The organism is Blastococcus sp. SYSU D00922 (assembly GCF_054050495.1).
The window spans coordinates 104,712-121,082 of record NZ_JBJGZL010000012.1 but is presented as its reverse complement, the minus strand read 5'-3'; the positions used below and the strand labels follow the sequence as shown (position 1 = coordinate 121,082).

18 protein-coding genes and 1 other RNA gene are annotated in these 16,371 nt (G+C 75.1%); 11 read left to right on the top strand and 8 right to left on the bottom strand.

What is annotated here, in order from left to right:
* The first annotated feature begins 26 nt into the window (after window positions 1–26).
* Both ACI78T_RS16690 and ACI78T_RS16685 read left to right on the top strand, forming a co-directional pair.
* Window positions 27–197 carry a DUF1059 domain-containing protein gene (locus ACI78T_RS16690; RefSeq protein ID WP_456559238.1) on the top strand — a complete coding sequence of 57 codons (171 nt, stop codon included), beginning with the start codon at window positions 27–29 and terminating at the stop codon, window positions 195–197.
* A 21-nt stretch (window positions 198–218) separates the two neighbouring features.
* The gene (locus ACI78T_RS16685) at window positions 219–1,256 is read left to right on the top strand and encodes a Gfo/Idh/MocA family protein (RefSeq protein ID WP_456559237.1); all 1,038 of its coding nucleotides are present in this window, start codon (window positions 219–221) and stop codon (window positions 1,254–1,256) included.
* On the opposite strand, the gene cobU is transcribed toward ACI78T_RS16685, so the two are convergent.
* The gene (gene cobU, locus ACI78T_RS16680; protein WP_456559236.1) at window positions 1,257–1,793 is read right to left on the bottom strand and encodes a bifunctional adenosylcobinamide kinase/adenosylcobinamide-phosphate guanylyltransferase; all 537 of its coding nucleotides are present in this window, start codon (window positions 1,791–1,793) and stop codon (window positions 1,257–1,259) included.
* Between the two features lie 119 nt (window positions 1,794–1,912).
* Between cobU and ACI78T_RS16675 the strand changes: the two genes are divergently transcribed.
* Together ACI78T_RS16675 and ACI78T_RS16670 are read left to right on the top strand one after the other, a co-directional pair.
* Window positions 1,913–2,449: a COG4315 family predicted lipoprotein gene (locus ACI78T_RS16675; protein WP_456559235.1), complete on the top strand. Its 537-nt coding sequence runs from the start codon at window positions 1,913–1,915 to the stop codon at window positions 2,447–2,449.
* 98 nt (window positions 2,450–2,547) lie between these two features.
* Window positions 2,548–3,141 carry a dihydrofolate reductase family protein gene (locus tag ACI78T_RS16670; protein WP_456559234.1) on the top strand — a complete coding sequence of 198 codons (594 nt, stop codon included), beginning with the start codon at window positions 2,548–2,550 and terminating at the stop codon, window positions 3,139–3,141.
* Window positions 3,142–3,144: 3 nt separating this feature from the next.
* Here ACI78T_RS16670 and ACI78T_RS16665 read toward each other — a convergent pair whose 3' ends face one another.
* Window positions 3,145–3,537 (bottom strand): hypothetical protein, encoded by a 393-nt coding sequence (locus ACI78T_RS16665; protein ID WP_456559233.1) that lies wholly within the window; start codon window positions 3,535–3,537, stop codon window positions 3,145–3,147.
* Window positions 3,538–3,706: 169 nt separating this feature from the next.
* Here ACI78T_RS16665 and ACI78T_RS16660 point away from each other — a divergent pair, with 169 nt between their 5' ends.
* Both ACI78T_RS16660 and ACI78T_RS16655 read left to right on the top strand, forming a co-directional pair.
* Window positions 3,707–4,114, top strand: coding sequence for a YciI family protein (locus ACI78T_RS16660; RefSeq protein WP_456559232.1), 408 nt, complete (start codon window positions 3,707–3,709; stop codon window positions 4,112–4,114).
* Between the two features lie 6 nt (window positions 4,115–4,120).
* On the top strand, window positions 4,121–5,263 hold the full coding sequence (locus ACI78T_RS16655; protein WP_456559231.1) for an RNA polymerase sigma factor: 1,143 nt from the start codon (window positions 4,121–4,123) through the stop codon (window positions 5,261–5,263).
* Between the two features lie 8 nt (window positions 5,264–5,271).
* On the opposite strand, the gene rnpB is transcribed toward ACI78T_RS16655, so the two are convergent.
* Window positions 5,272–5,686, bottom strand: an RNA gene (gene rnpB / locus ACI78T_RS16650) — RNase P RNA component class A.
* Between the two features lie 76 nt (window positions 5,687–5,762).
* Between rnpB and ACI78T_RS16645 the strand changes: the two genes are divergently transcribed.
* The gene (locus tag ACI78T_RS16645; protein ID WP_456559230.1) at window positions 5,763–5,978 is read left to right on the top strand and encodes a hypothetical protein; all 216 of its coding nucleotides are present in this window, start codon (window positions 5,763–5,765) and stop codon (window positions 5,976–5,978) included.
* Here the strand turns inward: ACI78T_RS16645 and ACI78T_RS16640 are convergent.
* Window positions 5,966–6,682 carry a PIG-L deacetylase family protein gene (locus ACI78T_RS16640; RefSeq protein ID WP_456559229.1) on the bottom strand — a complete coding sequence of 239 codons (717 nt, stop codon included), beginning with the start codon at window positions 6,680–6,682 and terminating at the stop codon, window positions 5,966–5,968. The genes ACI78T_RS16645 and ACI78T_RS16640 overlap by 13 nt on opposite strands.
* A 136-nt stretch (window positions 6,683–6,818) precedes the next feature.
* On the opposite strand from ACI78T_RS16640, the gene ACI78T_RS16635 reads away from it, so the two are divergent.
* The 3 genes from ACI78T_RS16635 (at window position 6,819) to ACI78T_RS16625 (ending at window position 11,158) form a co-directional block, all read left to right on the top strand.
* On the top strand, window positions 6,819–7,571 hold the full coding sequence (locus ACI78T_RS16635) for a sulfite exporter TauE/SafE family protein (RefSeq protein WP_456559228.1): 753 nt from the start codon (window positions 6,819–6,821) through the stop codon (window positions 7,569–7,571).
* Window positions 7,568–8,809, top strand: coding sequence for an SLC13 family permease (locus tag ACI78T_RS16630; RefSeq protein ID WP_456559227.1), 1,242 nt, complete (start codon window positions 7,568–7,570; stop codon window positions 8,807–8,809). The genes ACI78T_RS16635 and ACI78T_RS16630 overlap by 4 nt, the downstream gene beginning before the upstream one ends.
* A 69-nt stretch (window positions 8,810–8,878) precedes the next feature.
* Window positions 8,879–11,158 carry a putative bifunctional diguanylate cyclase/phosphodiesterase gene (locus ACI78T_RS16625; RefSeq protein ID WP_456559226.1) on the top strand — a complete coding sequence of 760 codons (2,280 nt, stop codon included), beginning with the start codon at window positions 8,879–8,881 and terminating at the stop codon, window positions 11,156–11,158.
* Here ACI78T_RS16625 and ACI78T_RS16620 read toward each other — a convergent pair.
* From ACI78T_RS16620 to ACI78T_RS16605, 4 genes are read right to left on the bottom strand one after another with little or no spacing between them, the layout of a single operon-like run.
* Window positions 11,148–11,576 (bottom strand): GNAT family N-acetyltransferase, encoded by a 429-nt coding sequence (locus ACI78T_RS16620; protein ID WP_456559225.1) that lies wholly within the window; start codon window positions 11,574–11,576, stop codon window positions 11,148–11,150. The two genes, ACI78T_RS16625 and ACI78T_RS16620, sit on opposite strands and share 11 nt — an antisense overlap.
* 1 nt (window position 11,577) lies before the next feature.
* Entirely contained in the window at window positions 11,578–12,672 is a 1,095-nt protein-coding gene (locus ACI78T_RS16615; RefSeq protein ID WP_456559224.1) for a bifunctional RNase H/acid phosphatase, read from the bottom strand.
* Window positions 12,669–13,409: a zinc ribbon domain-containing protein gene (locus ACI78T_RS16610; protein ID WP_456559223.1), complete on the bottom strand. Its 741-nt coding sequence runs from the start codon at window positions 13,407–13,409 to the stop codon at window positions 12,669–12,671. Before ACI78T_RS16610 ends, ACI78T_RS16615 begins: the two co-directional genes overlap by 4 nt.
* Window positions 13,410–13,439: 30 nt before the next feature.
* Window positions 13,440–14,267, bottom strand: coding sequence for a Nif3-like dinuclear metal center hexameric protein (locus tag ACI78T_RS16605; protein ID WP_456559222.1), 828 nt, complete (start codon window positions 14,265–14,267; stop codon window positions 13,440–13,442).
* Window positions 14,268–14,330: 63 nt separating this feature from the next.
* Here ACI78T_RS16605 and ACI78T_RS16600 point away from each other — a divergent pair, with 63 nt between their 5' ends.
* Window positions 14,331–16,295, top strand: a complete 1,965-nt coding sequence (locus ACI78T_RS16600) for an FUSC family protein (RefSeq protein WP_456559221.1) — start codon at window positions 14,331–14,333, stop codon at window positions 16,293–16,295.
* The last annotated feature ends 76 nt before the right edge of the window (window positions 16,296–16,371 follow it).

The window sequence follows — 16,371 nt, the reverse complement described above, 5'->3', positions numbered from 1 at the left end:
ACGAGCGCGACCGAGGGAGGACAGCCGTGAAGGAACTCGCGTGCCGCGATGCAGGCTTCGACTGCGACGCCGTCGTCCGCGCGGAGACCGTCGACGACGTGCTGGCGCAGGCCGGCCCGCACGCGAAGGAGGCCCACGGCGTCGACGTGACCCCGGAGATGGCGGGACAGCTGAGGACGCTCGTCCGCGACGCCTGACCGGCCGGGCATGATCGCCCGGTGACGACAGACTCCCCCGTGCGGTTCGGACTGGTCGGCTACGGCTTCGGCGGACGCTGGTTCCACGCGCCCCTGCTCGGTGCGGCGGACGGGATCGAGTTCCTCGGCGTCGTGACGTCGTCCGCCGAGCGGCGGGCGCTCGTGGAGCAGGACTCCCCCGGCCGCGCGACCTTCGGCTCGCTGGAGGCGCTGGCCGACGCCGGCGCCGAGGCGGTGGCCATCTCCACCCCGGCCGCGACGCACAGCGAGCTCACCGACCGCGCGCTCGAGCTCGGCCTCGCCGTCGTCTGCGACAAGCCCTTCGCGCTGGACGCCGGTGCCGCCCGCCGGTCGGTGGAGCTGGCCGAGCAGCGCGGGCTCGCGCTGTCGCCGTACCAGAACCGGCGGTGGGACTCCGATTTCCTGACCGTCCGCCGCCTCGTGGCCGACGGCACGCTCGGGGACGTCGTCCGCTTCGAGTCGCGCTTCGAGCGGCTGGCCCCTGCCGACGGTCCGGGAGCCGCGGGCGGCGGGACCCTGCTGGACTTCGGCAGCCACCTCGTCGACCAGGCCCTGGTGCTGCTCGGGCCGGTCGAGTCGGTCTACGCCGAGTGGCGATTGCGGGAGAACGGCCTGGACGACGACGTGTTCGTCGCCCTGACCCACACCGGCGGGGCGCGGTCGCATCTCTGGGGCAGCTGGAGCCAGCCCTCCCCCGGACCGCGGTTCCGCGTGACCGGGACGGAGGCCGGCTACGTCAACCCGACCCTCATGGACGTCCAGGAGGAACTGCTGCTCGACGGGCAGACCCCCGCGACGCTCGGCGAGGACTGGGGGGCCGAGCCGGCCGAGCGGGGGGGCCACGTGCACCGCGGCGGCGCCAGCGAGACCGTGCGCGCGGAGAACGGGGCCTGGGACACCTTCTACCCCGCGTTCGCGCGCGCGGTCAGGGGCGCCGGCCCCCTGCCGGTCGACCCGCGGGACGCCGTCGCCTCGATGACCGTGCTCGACGCCGCCCGCCGCAGCGCGACGGAGGCGGTCGTCGTCCGGCTCGGCTGATCAGCGCAGGCGCTGGGGCAGTCCGGCGGTCACGAGCCACACGCGGTCGGAGGCGGCGGCGATCCGGGCGTTGAGCACGCCGAGCTCGTCGCGGAACCGTCGTCCCGACGGCGTCGCCGGGACGATGCCGGAGCCCACCTCGTTGCTGACCCCGACGACCCTGCGGCGGGTGCCGGCCCACGCCGCGACGACGTCGTCGACGGCGGCAGCCAGCTTCTCGGCCGACCCGGGCTCGTCGGACCAGACGCCGCAGTCGTCCATGACCCTGGCCAGCCAGGTGGTCAGGCAGTCGACCAGCACCGGCGGGCCCGGCCGCCCCAGCACGGCGACCAGGTCGACGGTCTCGGTGGTCGTCCACGACGCGGGGCGGCGGGCGCGGTGCAGTGCGACCCGGTCCGCCCACTCGGCGTCGTCCGCGCTGGGCGCCAGGCCGCACGCGACGTACTCGACGTCCCGCTCCCGGCGCAGCACACCCTCGGCGTAGGAGGACTTCCCGGACCGGGCGCCGCCCAGCACGAGCGTCCGTCTCCGGCGCATCCTCACCGGAGCCCGCCCGCGGTCCGCGGTGCCGGTCGTCTCGCGCTCATGTGCCCGGCAGCCTAACGAGGCCCCGATCAGGCCCGTTGACAGCGGCCCACGAGGGTCCACGATGAAGCGTGACCTCCGACAGGCGTGGCGCGTGCATCGCGGCAGCCGTGGCGGGAGTGCTCCTCTCCGCCTGCGGCACGTCCTCCGAGGGCAGGGACACCGCGTCCGCGCCGACACCCGGGACCACGTCCGCGGCCACGACCGCCACCGGCGAGGCTCCCGCCACCACTGCTCCCCCCGCGCAGACCGGGCTCGCCCTGACCGTCCGGGACAGCGACTTCGGACCGATGCTCTTCGACGAGCCGGGCCAGGCCATCTACCTGTTCGAGATAGAGACCGACGGCGTCCCGGAGTGCTACGGCGAGTGCGCGGTCGCCTGGCCGCCGGTGCTGACGACCGGGGCGCCTCAGGCGACCGGCGACGCCCGCGCGGACCTGCTGGGCACGGTCGCCCGGGACGACGGCACCACCCAGGTCACGTACGCGGGCCACCCGCTCTACTTCTACGCGCACGAGGAGCGGGGACAGGTCCTGTGCCACGACGTCGTCGAGAACGGTGGCCGCTGGCTCGTCGTCACACCGGAGGGCACACCGGCACCTGCCTGACGGGGACGGAGTTTAGTCAACCGATGAGTTGAGCAAGAGTCGCCGGTCCTAGCCATGAGGATCGCGACCGGCGCGGTCCGGACGCGGAGGGCAGGGACATGGGCACGACGAGCATCTTCGCGGCGGTGTCGCTCGACGGCTTCATCGCCAGGGACGACGACACCGTCGGCCCGCTCTTCGACTGGTACGGCAACGGCGACGTGGCCGGGACCTTCAGCGACGAGTCCCGGGTCTTCCACACCACCCGGGAGACCGCGGACTTCCTCTACTCGTTCGCGCCCCGGATCGCCGCGGCGGTGATCGGGCGGCGCCTGTTCGACCTGACCAACGGCTGGAACGGCGTCCCGGCCAACGGCGAGCACGTCTTCGTGGTGACCCACGAGCCACCGACCGACTGGGAGCACGCCGGGAGCGCGCCCTTCACCTTCGTCGACGGCGTCCGCAGCGCGATCGAGCAGGCGCGCGACCTGGCGGGCGACCGGGACGTGTCGGTGAGCGCCGGGCAGATCGGCGGCCAGGCGCTCCGCGAGGGTCTCGTCGACCAGGTGGTGCTCAACCTCGTCCCGGCCGTGCTGGGCACCGGCCGGCCCTTCTTCGGCAGCGGCGGGATCGCCGAGCCGATCCTGTTCGACGACCCGCGCATCGTGCAGGGCAGGCAGGTGACCCACCTGGTCTACGACGTGCGGCGCTGAGGCTCAGCGGGCGCGGACCACCGCCCGCAGCCCGCGGGACACGAGCGCTGACCGGACGGCACCGACCGCTGTGGCGACGGTCCGCCGTGGGGCTGGCCGGCCCAGCCGGGCCTCCACCTCGGCGAGCCGCCCCTCCAGCTCGGCGATACGCACCGGATCACCGGCCGGGTCCGTCCGTGACTGGGTGGCGATCTCCGCCAGCCCCTCCGTCAGGCCGTTCGCCAGCTTGGCGACGTCGCCGGGCAGCAGCTGCGCGCTGCCGACGCAGATGCCCCCGCGCCAGAGGCTCAGGTTCATCACGCCGGCGTCGACGTGCGCCGTCACCCGGACCGCTCGGCCCTCGCCGCGCAGGTCCCACGCCCATTGCCCGTGCCGCGGAAGCGGGATCACCGTCATGCACAGAGGCTGGAGACGGGCCCGGCACGTGTCAAGACGGACACGTACCGCAACCGCGCTGCCGGTCGTGCGGAAGTTTTCTCCCGGCAGGATGTCGAGAAACCGCACGCGGCTCCGTCCCCGAGGTGCAACGGCCACGGTGGGCCGTACATCACGAAGGAGAGACACGATGGCCAAGTACCTGCTGCTCAAGCACTACCGCGGCGCGCCGGCGGCGGTCAACGACGTCCCGATGGACCGCTGGACCCCCGAGGAGGTCACGGCCCACATGCAGTACATGCAGGACTTCGCGACCCGGCTCGAGGGCACCGGCGAGTACGTCGACGGGCAGGCGCTGCGGCCCGAGGGCATGTGGGTGCGCTCCGACGGCGAGGGGCGGCCGCCGGTCACCGACGGGCCGTTCGCCGAGACCAAGGACCTCATCGCCGGCTGGATGATCATCGACGTCGACAGCCAGGCACGGGCGGTCGAGCTGGCCGGCGAGCTGTCCTCGGCGCCCGGCGCGGGCGGCGAGCCGATCCACGAGTGGCTCGAGGTGCGGCCCCTGTTCGACGAGCCGCCGACCATCACGGAGTGATGCACGGTGGATGACGCCCTCCTCCGGGCACTCATCCCCGCCGTCATCGGGATCCTCGGCCGCCGCGGAGCCGACTTCGCGGCGGCCGAGGACGCCGTCCAGGAGGCCCTGCTGGAAGCGGTCCGGGTGTGGCCGGACGACCCGCCCCGCGACCCCCAGGGCTGGCTGGTCACGGTGGCCTGGCGCAAGTTCCTCGACGCCGTCCGCTCCGACACCTCCCGGCGGCGACGGGAGGTGCGCGTCGAGGACGAGCCCGCGCCCGGGCCGGGCAGCGAGGTGGACGACACGCTGCACCTGTACTTCCTCTGCGCCCACCCGTCGCTCTCCCCCACCTCGGCGGTGGCGCTCACGCTCCGCGCGGTCGGCGGGCTGACCACGCGCCAGATCGCCCAGGCCTACCTGGTGCCGGAGGCGACCATGGCCCAGCGGATCAGCCGGGCCAAGCGGACGGTCTCCGGTGTCCGGCTGGACGAGCCCGGCGACGTCGCCACGGTGCTGCTGGTGCTCTACCTGGTCTTCAACGAGGGCTACTCCGGCGACGTCGACCTGGCCGCCGAGGCGATCCGGCTGACCCGCCAGCTGGCCGCGCGGATCGACCACGAGGAGGTGGCGGGCCTGCTCGCGCTGATGCTGCTGCACCACGCGCGGCGGCCGGCCAGGACCCGCCCCGACGGCAGCCTCGTGCCCCTGGCCGAGCAGGACCGCGGCCTGTGGGACACCCGGCTGATCGCCGAGGGCATCGACGTCCTCCAGGCCGCGCTCGCCCGCGACCGGCTGGGCGAGTTCCAGGCCCAGGCGGCCATCGCCGCCCTGCACGCCGACGCACGCAGGCACGAGGAGACCGACTGGGTGCAGATCGTCGAGTGGTACGACGAGCTCGTCCGGCTGACCGGCAGCCCGGTCGCCCGGCTCAACCGCGCCGTGGCGGTCGGCGAGGCCGACGGCGCCCGCGCCGGGCTGGCCGCCCTGAGCGGGCTCGAGCCCTCCCTGCCCCGGTACACGGCCGTCGCGGCGTACCTCCACGAGCGGGCGGGCGAGCCGGCGACCGCGGCCCGGCTCTACGCCGAGGCAGCCCAGGCCGCGCCGAACCTGGCCGAGCGCGGCCACCTCACGCGGCAGGCCGCCCGGCTCAACGCGCAGCTGCGGTGAGCGGGCGACGGACGAGTCGGCCTGTACGCCGGGTTCTGTCCACGGGTGCCTCACGGCCTCCCGATGGGCGGTCATCCATCTAGGCCTGCCGTTGCCGGCAGGCTCGAGCGGGCTACCCGCAGGCATCGGGCGGGCCGCCCTCGAACGCCTGCGCAGGACTGCCGGACTGGCGAACCAGAACCGACGTCCCTTCTTGCCCTTGCTCCGGGTGGGGTTTACCGAGCCACACCGGTCACCCGGTGTGCTGGTGGTCTCTTACACCACCGTTTCACCCTTACCAGTGCACGCACTGGCGGTCTGTTCTCTGTGGCACTGTCCCGCGGGTCGCCCCGGGTCGCTGTTAACGACCACCCTGCCCTGTGGAGCCCGGACGTTCCTCGGCGGCGGGGTCTCCCCCGCCGACGCGACCGCCCAGCCGACTCGTCCGTCGTGCCGAGCAGTCTAGGGGGCCCACCGGCGGCGACGGGAGCGCCGATCCGCACCGGCTACGGTCCGGGGCGTGGAACCCCGTCCGGTGCCGGACGCGGCGCAGCGGTGGAGCGGCGCCGCGCTCATGGTCGTGCTCCTGGTGTCGGTCGGCGTCGCGCTCGTCCTGAGCTCCCCCTCGACCGGCATGGTGCTGGTCGCCGTGGGCCTGCTGGCGCTGCCCGTCCTCGTCGTGGTGACGATCTGGCTCGTCTCGCGCCGGAACCGGGACGGCGCTCAGCCCCAGTAGAGGCGGAAGCCGACCCGGCGTCCCCCGTCCTCCTTCAGCGTCGACATGTCGACGACCTGGCGGGCCTGCTCCTCGACGGGGTCGCTCGACAGCAGCTCCAGGTACCGCCGGTGCTCGGTGAGCGACGCGACCGCCAGCTCCACGGTGTCGCTCACGTCGACCTCGTGCGGCGGGTCGGTCATCTCCCCGACGGCGATGTACTGCACGCCGCTCCACCGCTCCTCGGTCAGGTCCGGGAAGATCCACTCGTTCGCGGCGTCGGCCACCGCGTCGACGACGCACTGGCCGAGCGCCCGGTGGTCGGCGGAGTTCACGTACGCCGGCGACACCCCGGGCGGCGTCCACGTCGCCCCGAAGTACCCGGTGACGACGAGCTCCGGTCGGTGCCGCCGGATGGCCGCAGCGAGGTCGCGCCGCAGCTCCGGACCGGCGACCAGCGTGCCGTCGCGGTGGTCGAGGAACTCCACCTCGCTGACGCCGACGACCGCGGCCGAGCGCCGCTCCTCCTCCTCGCGCAGCGGACCCGCCTCCGCCGGCGGGACGCCTGCCATGCCCGCCTCGCCCCGGGTCGCCAGGAGGTAGTGCACCTCCTTGCCCTTCGACGTCCAGACCGCGACGGCGGCGGCGAGTCCGTACTCGATGTCGTCGGGGTGCGCGGCCACGACCAGTGCGCGCTGCCAGTCGTCGGGCAGTGGAGTCGGCATGCGCGCAGTGTGCCGCGACGGTCGACCCCGCGGGGTGCTCGTCGACCTCGCGGTCCACCGCGTGGTCGGGTGCCCTACCGCGTGGACGAGTCGGCCTGCCCGGCCTCCGGATGCGGTCACCGTAGGGTGGCCGCTCGTGCCCGCCCTCGACCTGGTCATCGCCGCGGGCGTCGCCTTCGTCGCCGGAGTCGTCAACTCGATCGCCGGCGGCGGCTCGCTGATCCTCTTCCCGACCCTCGTCGCGCTGGGCCTGCCGACCGTCGCCGCCAACGTGACCAACTCCGTGGCGCAGTGGCCCGGCTACCTCGGCGGCGTCGCCGGCTTCCGCGCCGAGTACGCCGGCCAGCGGGGCCGGCTGATCCGCTTCGGCCTCGTCGCCCTGGCCGGTGGGACGGCGGGCAGCGTGCTGCTGCTGACCACCCCCTCGGGCGCGTTCGACCTCGTCGTCCCGGTGCTGGTGCTGCTGGCCAGCCTGCTGCTCGCCGTCCAGCCCCTCCTGACCCGCCGGCTGCCGGACGAGGCCGAGCGGCCCAGGAAGGACCCGGCCTGGCTGTACGTCGCCCTCTTCGCCGCGACCGTCTACGGCGGCTACTTCGGCGGCGCGCTCGGCGTGATCCTGGTCGGCGTCCTCGGCGTCGCGCTGCACCGGCTGAAGCTGGCCAACGCGCTCAAGTCCGCCTTGTCGGCCGTCACCGCCACCGTCACCCTCGTGGTGTTCGGGATCTTCGGGGACGTGCACTGGGACGTCGTCGCCGTCGCGGCCCCGCTCAACCTCATCGGCGGGTTCCTCGGCGCGCGCATCGCCACGCGCATCCCGACCGGACCGCTGCGGGTCCTCATCGTCACCTTCGGCGTCGCGGTCGCGGTCTACCTCTTCCTGCGCCGGTGACCGTCGACCTGCTGGGCCTCGGGGTCTCCGGGATCGTCCTGGCCGCGACGCTCCTGGCGGCGACCGCCGCGCTTCCCGGCGTCCCGCCGGTCGCCGTCGCGCTGCCCGGCGCGGCCTTCCTGGTGCTGGTCGGCGCCGTCGGCGCTCCCGAGGCGGAGGCCGCCGTCCGCGACATCGGTCCCACCGTCGCCTTCCTCGTCGTCGTCCTGCTGCTGGCCCACCTCGCCGACGGGGAGGGCCTGTTCACCTGGGCCGCCGCGGTCACCGCCCGCCGCTCGGGCCGGTCCGCGGGCTCGCTCCTGGCGCGGGTCGTCGTCCTGTCCGCCGTCGTGACCGCGTTGCTCAGCCTGGACGCGACCGTCGTGCTGCTCACCCCCGTCGTGGTCGCGACCGCGGTGCGGATGCGCGTCTCCTCGCTACCGCACGCCTACGCGACCGGGCACCTGGCGAACTCGGCGTCCCTGCTGCTGCCGGTGTCGAACCTGACCAACCTGCTCGCGTTCGCCGCGACGGGGCTGTCGTTCCTGCACTTCACGGCGCTGATGGCGGCCCCGTGGGTGGTGGCGGTCGGCGTCGAGTACGTCGTCCTCCGCCGGCTGTTCCGCGGGGAGCTGGCCAAGCCGGCGGGCGAGCCGGTCACCGCGGTGCCGCCCGTGCCCGCGGTCGGGCTCACCGTGGTGGCCCTCGTCGTCCTGGGCTTCGGGGTCAGCTCCCTCGCGGGGATCTCACCCGTGTGGCCCGCGGTGGTGGGCGTGGTCGTCCTGGCCGCGCGGCAGCTGGTCCGCCGGACCACCCGGTGGACCGACCTCGTGCAGGCCGCGGACCTGCCGTTCGCGGTCTTCGTCCTGGCCCTGTCGGTCGTCGTCCTCGCCGTCCTCCGCAACGGGCTGGAGGCGTTCCTCGGCGCGGTGCTGCCGGACGGCGACGCGCTCCTCCCCCTCCTCGCGGTCGCCGCGATCTCCGCCGTGCTGGCCAACCTGCTCAACAACCTGCCGGCGACCCTGGCGCTGCTGCCGGTCGCCGCCGCGGGAGGCCCCGGGACGGTCCTCGCCGTGCTCATCGGTGTCAACGTCGGGCCGAACCTCACCTACGTCGGCTCGCTGGCGAACCTGCTGTGGCGGCGGGTGCTGGGGCTGGAGGCGCCGTCGCCGGGGCAGCACACCGCGATCGGCCTCGCGACGGTGCCGCTCACCCTGCTGGCCGCGACGGCGGCGCTCTGGCTCGGCCTCCAGGTCTGACCTCCCCCGTCGGGGTGATCCGTCGACGCCCGCGTTCACCGCCCCGTCGGCTCGGCCGATACCTGCTCCGTGGCCGGTCGTGTGCGCTCCAGGCTGCTGCCCGGTGCGCCGCGGTGGCTGCTGGGTCTCCTCGCGCTCGTCGCCGTGCCCTTCGGCCTCTTCGGTGCGGTCCGCGTCGTGGACCCGGGCCTCTTCCCCGGGACGTCGCTGGTGACCGACCTGCCCTGGATCATCGCCATGCACGTGCTGGTGCTCGCGATCCTCGTGTGGCGGGCCCGGAGCGTCCCCACGGAGCGGGCGGTCTGGAACCGGCTGGCCCTCGGCGCCGCTGTCTACGTCGTGGGGATGGGCGCGTCCGGGGTCCTGGCACTGGTGCCCGGCACGGGTGCGGCGGCCCTGGTCCCCGCCTTCTGGTCCGGCGTCGCGGTGTTCCCGTTCTGGTACGGCGGAATCGTCCGCTGGAACCGCTACGGGACGAGCCTCGCCGACCCGAACGACGTGCTCAACGGCTCGGCCGCCGTGCTGGCGGTGGTGGCCGTCCTCAACGTGTTCGTCCTTCCGGCCAGCCCCTCCCTCGCACTCCTGCCGGCGTGGGAGCTGCAGGCCCTGTTCGGCCAGTTCGCGGTCTGCTTCGTCCTGGCCGGGACGGCGCTGACGCTGCCCTTCCTGGGGGCCATGGGCCGTGACCCGCGGACGTGGCTCGTGGTCGGGGCCCTCGTGGCCGACATGTCCGCCGCCGTGGCCGCCCTGCTCGGCGGCGGCCAGGGCGCCGGGTGGGTCACCGTCTCGCACACCGCCCTGCTGCTCTGCTTCGGAGTCGCGGCCACCCTCCGGTCGCGTCGCGCGGCCCCCCAGCCGACGGACCCCACCGCGGCCACCATCGGTGCCTACGTCGTGATCGTGGCCTCCACCGCGACGCTGCTCACCGGGGCGTTGACCGGAGCCGGCAGCGGGGCGGCCTGGTGCGCCGGGCTCGCCGCCGTCGCCTCGGGGACCCGCCTCGCGGTGAACGTCCGCGAGATCGCGGCCCTGGCGGTGACCCGCCGGGAGGCCCTGACCGACGAGCTCACCGGGCTCGCCAACCGCCGGGCGCTCCTCCGTCGGGTCGAGGAGCTGTGCGCCGAGGGGACGCCGGTCGCCCTCGCGCTGCTCGACGTCGACAAGTTCAAGGAGGTCAACGACGCGCTGGGGCACGCCGCCGGCGACGACCTCCTCTGCATGGTCGCCCGCCGCCTCGAGCCCGCCCTGCGCGCCGGCGACCTGCTCGGCCGGCTGGGTGGCGACGAGTTCGCCGTCGTCGCCGCCCTCGAACCGCACCTGCCCGCCGCCGAGGCCGCGCTGGCCCTCGGCACGCGGCTGCACGAGCGGCTCGCCGAGCCCTTCCCCGTCGAAGGCATGTTCGTTCACGCGTCCGCCAGCATCGGCGTCACCACGACCGACGACGACGTCGCCCGGCCCTCCCACCTCCTCCGCCGCGCGGACGTCGCCATGTACGACGCCAAGCGCTCCGGCAGCGGCGTCGCCCTCTACGACGGCGACCGCCATGCCGACAGCCGCGGGCACCTCGCCCTCGTCGAGGAGCTCCGCCGGGCGCTCACCGACGGCCAGCTGGTCCTGCACCACCAGCCCCAGCTCGACGTCGCCACCGGCCAGGTGAGCGGGGTCGAGGCGCTGGTGCGCTGGGCCCACCCGGAGCGCGGGCTGCTGTTCCCCGGCGACTTCCTGCCGCTCGCCGAGGTGCACGGGCTGATGGGCGCGCTCACCGAGACAGTCCTCGAGCAGGCCGTCGCCCAGGCCGCCGAGTGGCGCCGGCAGGGTCTGGACCTGCGCATGTCGGTCAACCTCTCCGCCAGCAACCTGCTCGACGTGGGCCTGCCCGGCCGGGTCGCCGAGCTGCTCGCGACGCAGGGGCTTCCCCCGGCCGCGCTGGTCCTCGAGGTCACCGAGAGCGTGCTCATCACCGATCCGGACCGGAGCCTCGCCGTCGTCGGCGCGCTGGCCCGGCTCGGCGCGACGGTGAGCATCGACGACTTCGGCACCGGCTACTCGTCGCTGGCGTACCTGCGCGACCTGCCGGTGGCCGAGCTCAAGCTCGACCGCTCGTTCACCGCCGACCTGCTCACCGACGAGCGGACCGAGGCCATCGTCGCCAGCACGATCGAGCTGGCCCACCGGTTGGGGCTGCGCGTGGTCGCTGAGGGCGTCGAGGACGAGCCCACGCTGCGCCACCTCGACGCGCTCTCCTGCGACGTGAGCCAGGGCTACCTGCACTCCCGTCCGCTGCCGGCGGACGAGCTGGTGGCGTGGCTGGCCGCTCACGGCGCGCCGCTGACCCCCGTCACGGGCTGAGCGGCAACCGCATCCTGGTCCACGTCCCGCCGGGCTCGGTCCCGACGCCGACCGCCCCGTAGCCCAGGCGCCGGTAGAGCGCGGCCGCTCCCTCGTTGCGGTCGTCGACGCTCAGCTCCACGCCGCGGTGCCCTGCCACCGCGAGGCGGCGGTGCGCCTCGCCGAGCAGCGCCGTCCCGGTCCCCCTCCCCCGCAGCCCTGCCCGCACCTCGACCAGCCACAGCCACGGCTCGGTGCGACCCCGCCAGGGCGGCAGGTCGGCCGCCAGCACGCCCGCAAGCCCACCCTGGCCGGGCGCGGCCAGCACGAGCGCGCGCTCTGGGCCGGCGTCCACCGCGACGCCGAGTCCGGTGCGGGTGCCGTCGTCGAGCCAGTCGAGGACGGCGAGGTCCGCGGCGATGAGGCTGCGGACGCGCACGTCAGCGCAGGTGCGAGGTGTCGTTCACCAGCCGCACGGAGGCACGGCCGTCCGACGACCAGGCGACCGACGACAGCGAGGCCGCCTCCAGGAACACCCGGTGCACCACCGCGTCCCCGGCGTCCAGGCCGGCCGCGAGGAGCAGCTTGATCGGCGTCACGTGGCTGACGACCAGGACCGTGCGCCCCGCGTGCTCGGCCAGGATCCGCCGGCGCGCGCGGGCCACGCGGGCGCTCACGTCCGCGACCGACTCCCCCTTGGGCGCGGCGACGGTGACGTCCTCCAGGAAGCGCCGGGCGGCCAGCGGGTGCCGGGCGCGGGCCTCGTCGAAGGTGAGCCCCTCGAGCTCCCCGAAGTCCAGCTCGGCCAGGTCGTCGTCGAGCGCGACCGGCAGGCCCAGCGCAGCCGCCACGATCTCGGCCGTCTCCCGGGTGCGCCGCAGCGGCGAGGCGACGACGACCTCGATCCCGAGATCCTCCGCCCGGTGCGCCGCGGCCTCCGCCTCGGCCCGCCCGGTGCGCGACAGCGGCAGGTCGTTGCGCCCGCTGAAGCGCCGCTCCGGGGTGTGCTCGGTCTGCCCGTGCCGGAGCAGGTGGGTCACCGTGGTGACGACCGGCGCCGGTTCGGCGGTCGGCTGGACGTCGTCCTCGACGACGACGGCCTCGGCGGCGGGGTCGCGGTGCACCGGCTTGCCGTCCATCGCGCTGTTGGCCAGGGCGTCGGCGGCACCGTTCTGCGCACGGGGCACCCAGGTGTAGCGGACGTCGGCGAGCTGGCGGGCCAGGCGCTGCGCCTGAAGGGCCAGCTGCTGCATGTCGGGGTGCTTGACCTTCCAGCGGCCCGACATCTGCTCGACGACCAGCTTGGAGTCCATGCGGACCTCGACGCTGGCGGTGGGGTCGAGGTCCAGGGCGGCCTGCAACCCAGCGACGAGGCCGCCGTACTCGGCGACGTTGTTGGTCGCGCGGCCGACCGAGGCCGCCCGCTCGGCGAGCACCCGCCCGGTGTCGGCGTCCCGCACGAGCGCGCCGTAGCCGGCCGGGCCGGGGTTGCCCCGGGAGCCGCCGTCCGCCTCGACGATGAGCCGCCTGCTCACAGCCCGGACTCGGCCGTGCGCACCAGGATCCGGCCGCAGTTCTCGCAGCGCACGACCTCGTGCGGGTCGGCGTTGCGCACCGCCGCGAGCTCGTTGCCGTACAGCTCCAGCCGGCAGCCCTGGCACGCCCGCGCCCGCAGCATCGCCGCACCGGTGCTCCCGGTCTGCGTGCGGATCCGGTCGTAGAGCGACAGCAGCGGCGCCGAGATGCCCTTCGCGACCTCGGCGCGAGCGGCCTCGTGCTGCTTCGTGCCGTCGGCGATGTCGGCCAGCGCGTCGTCGCGCGCCTGCTCCGCCCGCTCGCGGTCGGCCCGCGCCTGCTCGAGCCCCTGCTGGGCCGCGGTGAGCGTGGCCTCGGCGTCCTCGAGCCGCTGCATGAGCTCGAGCTCCTGGTCCTCCAGGTCGGACTGGCGGCGCTTGAGCGAGTCGAGCTCGTGCTGGAGGTTGGTCATCTCCTTGGGCGAGACGCTGCCCGACTCCAGGAGGCGCTGGTCCTTGGCCTCGCGCGCCCGCACCGTCTCGACGTCGGACTCCAGGCGCTTGACCTCGCGGCCGAGGTCCTTCACCTCGGTCTCGGCGCGGACGACGTCGGCGGTCAGCGTCCGCTCCGCCTCCTCCGCGGCCTGGACGGCGGCGACCTCCGGCAGCGTGCGCTGCCGGTGCGCCAGCTGGGTCAGCACGACGTCTTCAGCGGCGAGGTCCAGCAGCTTCTGCTGCTCGAAGTGGTCGGCCTTCACGTCGCCAACGTACCGGTGCGCCCGGCACGCTCAGGCTCCCCTGCCCTGCCCGACGTGGTGCGTCCACGGATCGGTCCGGCGCCGGGAGACCGCCACCTCGACCCGCCCGCCGAGGTCGTCGGCGAGCCGCGCCGCGGCGACCGGCAGCCACGGCCACTCGGAGGCGTAGTGCGCGACGTCGCACAGCGCCGGGCCGTCGACCTCGCCCGCGTCCGAGACCGGGTGGTGCTTGAGGTCGCTGGTGAGGAACACGTCCGCGCCGGCGGCGGTCGCCGCGCCGAGCAGCGACCCACCGCTGCCCCCGCACACGGCGACCCGGCGCACCACGCGGTGCGGCTCCCCCGCCGCCCGCACGCCGCCGACGGTCTCCGGCAGGACGGCCGCCACCCGCTCGGCGAAGCCGGCCAACGTCGTCGCCTCGGGCAGGTCGCCGACCCGGCCGAGGCCGGCCGCCGGGTCGTCCCCGGCCGGTTCCAACGGCACCGCCCCGACCAGCCCGAGGACGTCGGCCAGTGCGGCGTTGACGCCGCTGCCCGGAGCCCGGTCGGCGTTGGTGTGCGCGACGAACAGCGCCGCCCCGGCACGGACCAGCCGGTGCACCAGGCGGCCCTTCGGGTCGTCGGCCGGCACGCCGTGGACCGGCGTGAGCAGCAGGGGGTGGTGGGTCACGAGCAGGTCGGTCCCGCTGTCCAGCACCTCGTCGACGACGGCGCTCGTCGGGTCGACGGCGAACAGCACGCGGCCCACCGGCTCGTCGGGATCCCCGCAGACCAGCCCGACCGCGTCCCAGCTCTCGGCCAGTCCGCGGTCGTAGCGGGCGTCGAGCGCGGCGATGACCTCGCGGAGGGGCACTGGCACGGCTCGGACCGTAGCTGGCGACCGGTCCCACGACCGCGACGCCGTCGATGACAAGCTCTCCGCGTGACGGACCGCGGGCCCCGGGAGCGCGGGCTCCGGGCACCCGCCTGGCTCGAGGAGCTGGTGCGCACCACGCCACCGCCGGTCCCCTGGCGCGACGTCGTCCGCTTCGCCGTCACCATCCCGATGCCGCTGGCCGTCGCCCTCCTGGTCGCCGGCGGGGTGGAGCCCGGTCCAGCGCTCGGTGCCGGCGTCTTCGCGACCACCGGCGCGCTGGCGGCCACGCTCGCGCCGCAGTCGGGGCCGCTGCGGGACCGGTTGCGGCGCATCGCCGCCGCCATCGGCTTCGGCGCCGTGGGGCTGGTCGTCGGCCAGTACGCCACCGGGGGCGGCTGGGTCCCGGTGGTCGTCATCGCCGCCCTGTCTGCCGTGGCGGCCCTCATCAGCTCCGTGAACGCCGCCATGTCGCTGGGCTCCCTGCAGCTGCTGATCTACACCGCGCTCTCGTCGGGGCTGGTGACGCCGCTGCCCCTCCCGGCCGAGATCGGCTTCTTCTTCGCCGGGGGCGCCTGGGCCACGCTGACCACGCTCGTCCAGGCCCGCACCGAGCCGCTCGACCCCGACCGCACCTCGGTGGCCGCGGTGTTCCGCAGCATCGCCGACCTGCTCGAGGCCAGCGGCAGCGACCGGTCGGACGAGGCCCGCCGGGGCATGACCACCGCGCTGAACGCCGCCTACGACCGGGTCATCCGCAGCCGCAGCCACTCCGCGGGGCGGATCAAGGAGCTGTCCGAGCTGGCGGGCGTCCTCAACTCCGCCGCCCCGCTGGTCGAGGGGACCGTGGCGGCGGCCCGCGCCGGCGTGCCCGCCGACCCCGAGGACGTGGACGCCGTCCGGGCGCTCGCCGCCGCCCTGGAGTCCGACGACGACCTGGCCGAGGAGCGCCCGCCGCCCGTCGACGACGCACCCCCGGCGAGGCGCGCGGTGCGGCACGGCGTGCGCCTGGTCTGGAACGTCGTCGGGGACCCCGAGGAGCGAGCGAGCGCGGCCGCCCAGCGGGCCGAGGTCGACCTGCGCACCCGCCTGCGCGAGCTGGCCGACCGCACCCTGGCCAGCACCGAGAGCCGCAGCTTCGCCGTCCGGCTGGCGCTGTGCATGACCGTGGCCGAGATCGCGCGGCAGTACCTGCCCATCGAGCGGCCCTACTGGGTGCTGCTCACCGTGGCCATCGTCCTGAAGCCGGACTTCGGGTCGGTCTTCACCCGCGCCGTCCAGCGCGGGGCGGGCACCCTGCTCGGCGTCCTCATCGGCTCGGCCCTGCTGGCGGTGCTGCCGCGCGACGCCTGGGTCCTCGTCGCGATGGCCGCCTTCGCGGCGCTGCTGCCCTGGGCCCGCAACGCCAACTTCGGGCTGTTCTCGGTCTTCCAGACCCCGGTGATCATCCTGCTCCTGGACCTCGCCCTGCCCAGCGGTCCGGGGCTGGTGGGCGCGCGGCTGGTCGACACCCTCATCGGGTGCGCCATCGTGCTGGTGTTCGGCTACCTCCTGTGGCCGCAAACTTGGCGGGCGCCGCTCGACGAGGCGCTGCGGGCGGCGGCGCTGGCCCTCGACGCGTTCGTGGACGCCGCCTTCACCGGCAGCCCCGCGGAACGGCGCCGCGCCCGGCGCCGGAACTACCGGGCGCTGACCGAGCTGCAGACCCAGCTGCAGCGCCGGCTGGCCGAGCCCCCGCCGATCAGCAACCGGGCCGCCGCCTGGTGGCCGGTCATCGTGCAGCTGGAGCGGACGTCGGACGCCGTGACCGAGGCGGTCATCGCGCAGCGGATGGGCGAGCCGGCCCCCGACCTCGCCCAGGTGGCGGTGCTGCGCAAGGCCATCCGGCAGCTCGAGGAGGACGTGAAGGCCCACCGCGCGCCCGACGACGCGGAGATCCACGCCGACGGCGTGCTGAGCCCCGTGGCGCGCGAGGTCGACACCGCCAGGCGCCTGGTCAGGGAGAACGCCCCGGGACGGCGCGGCGGCCCCTGAGGTTGCGAGCCGTGGAGCGGCACCCTGGGATGGCGGGATGCCGCTGGAGCCGCTGCCCCTCCCTCCCCTGACCGGC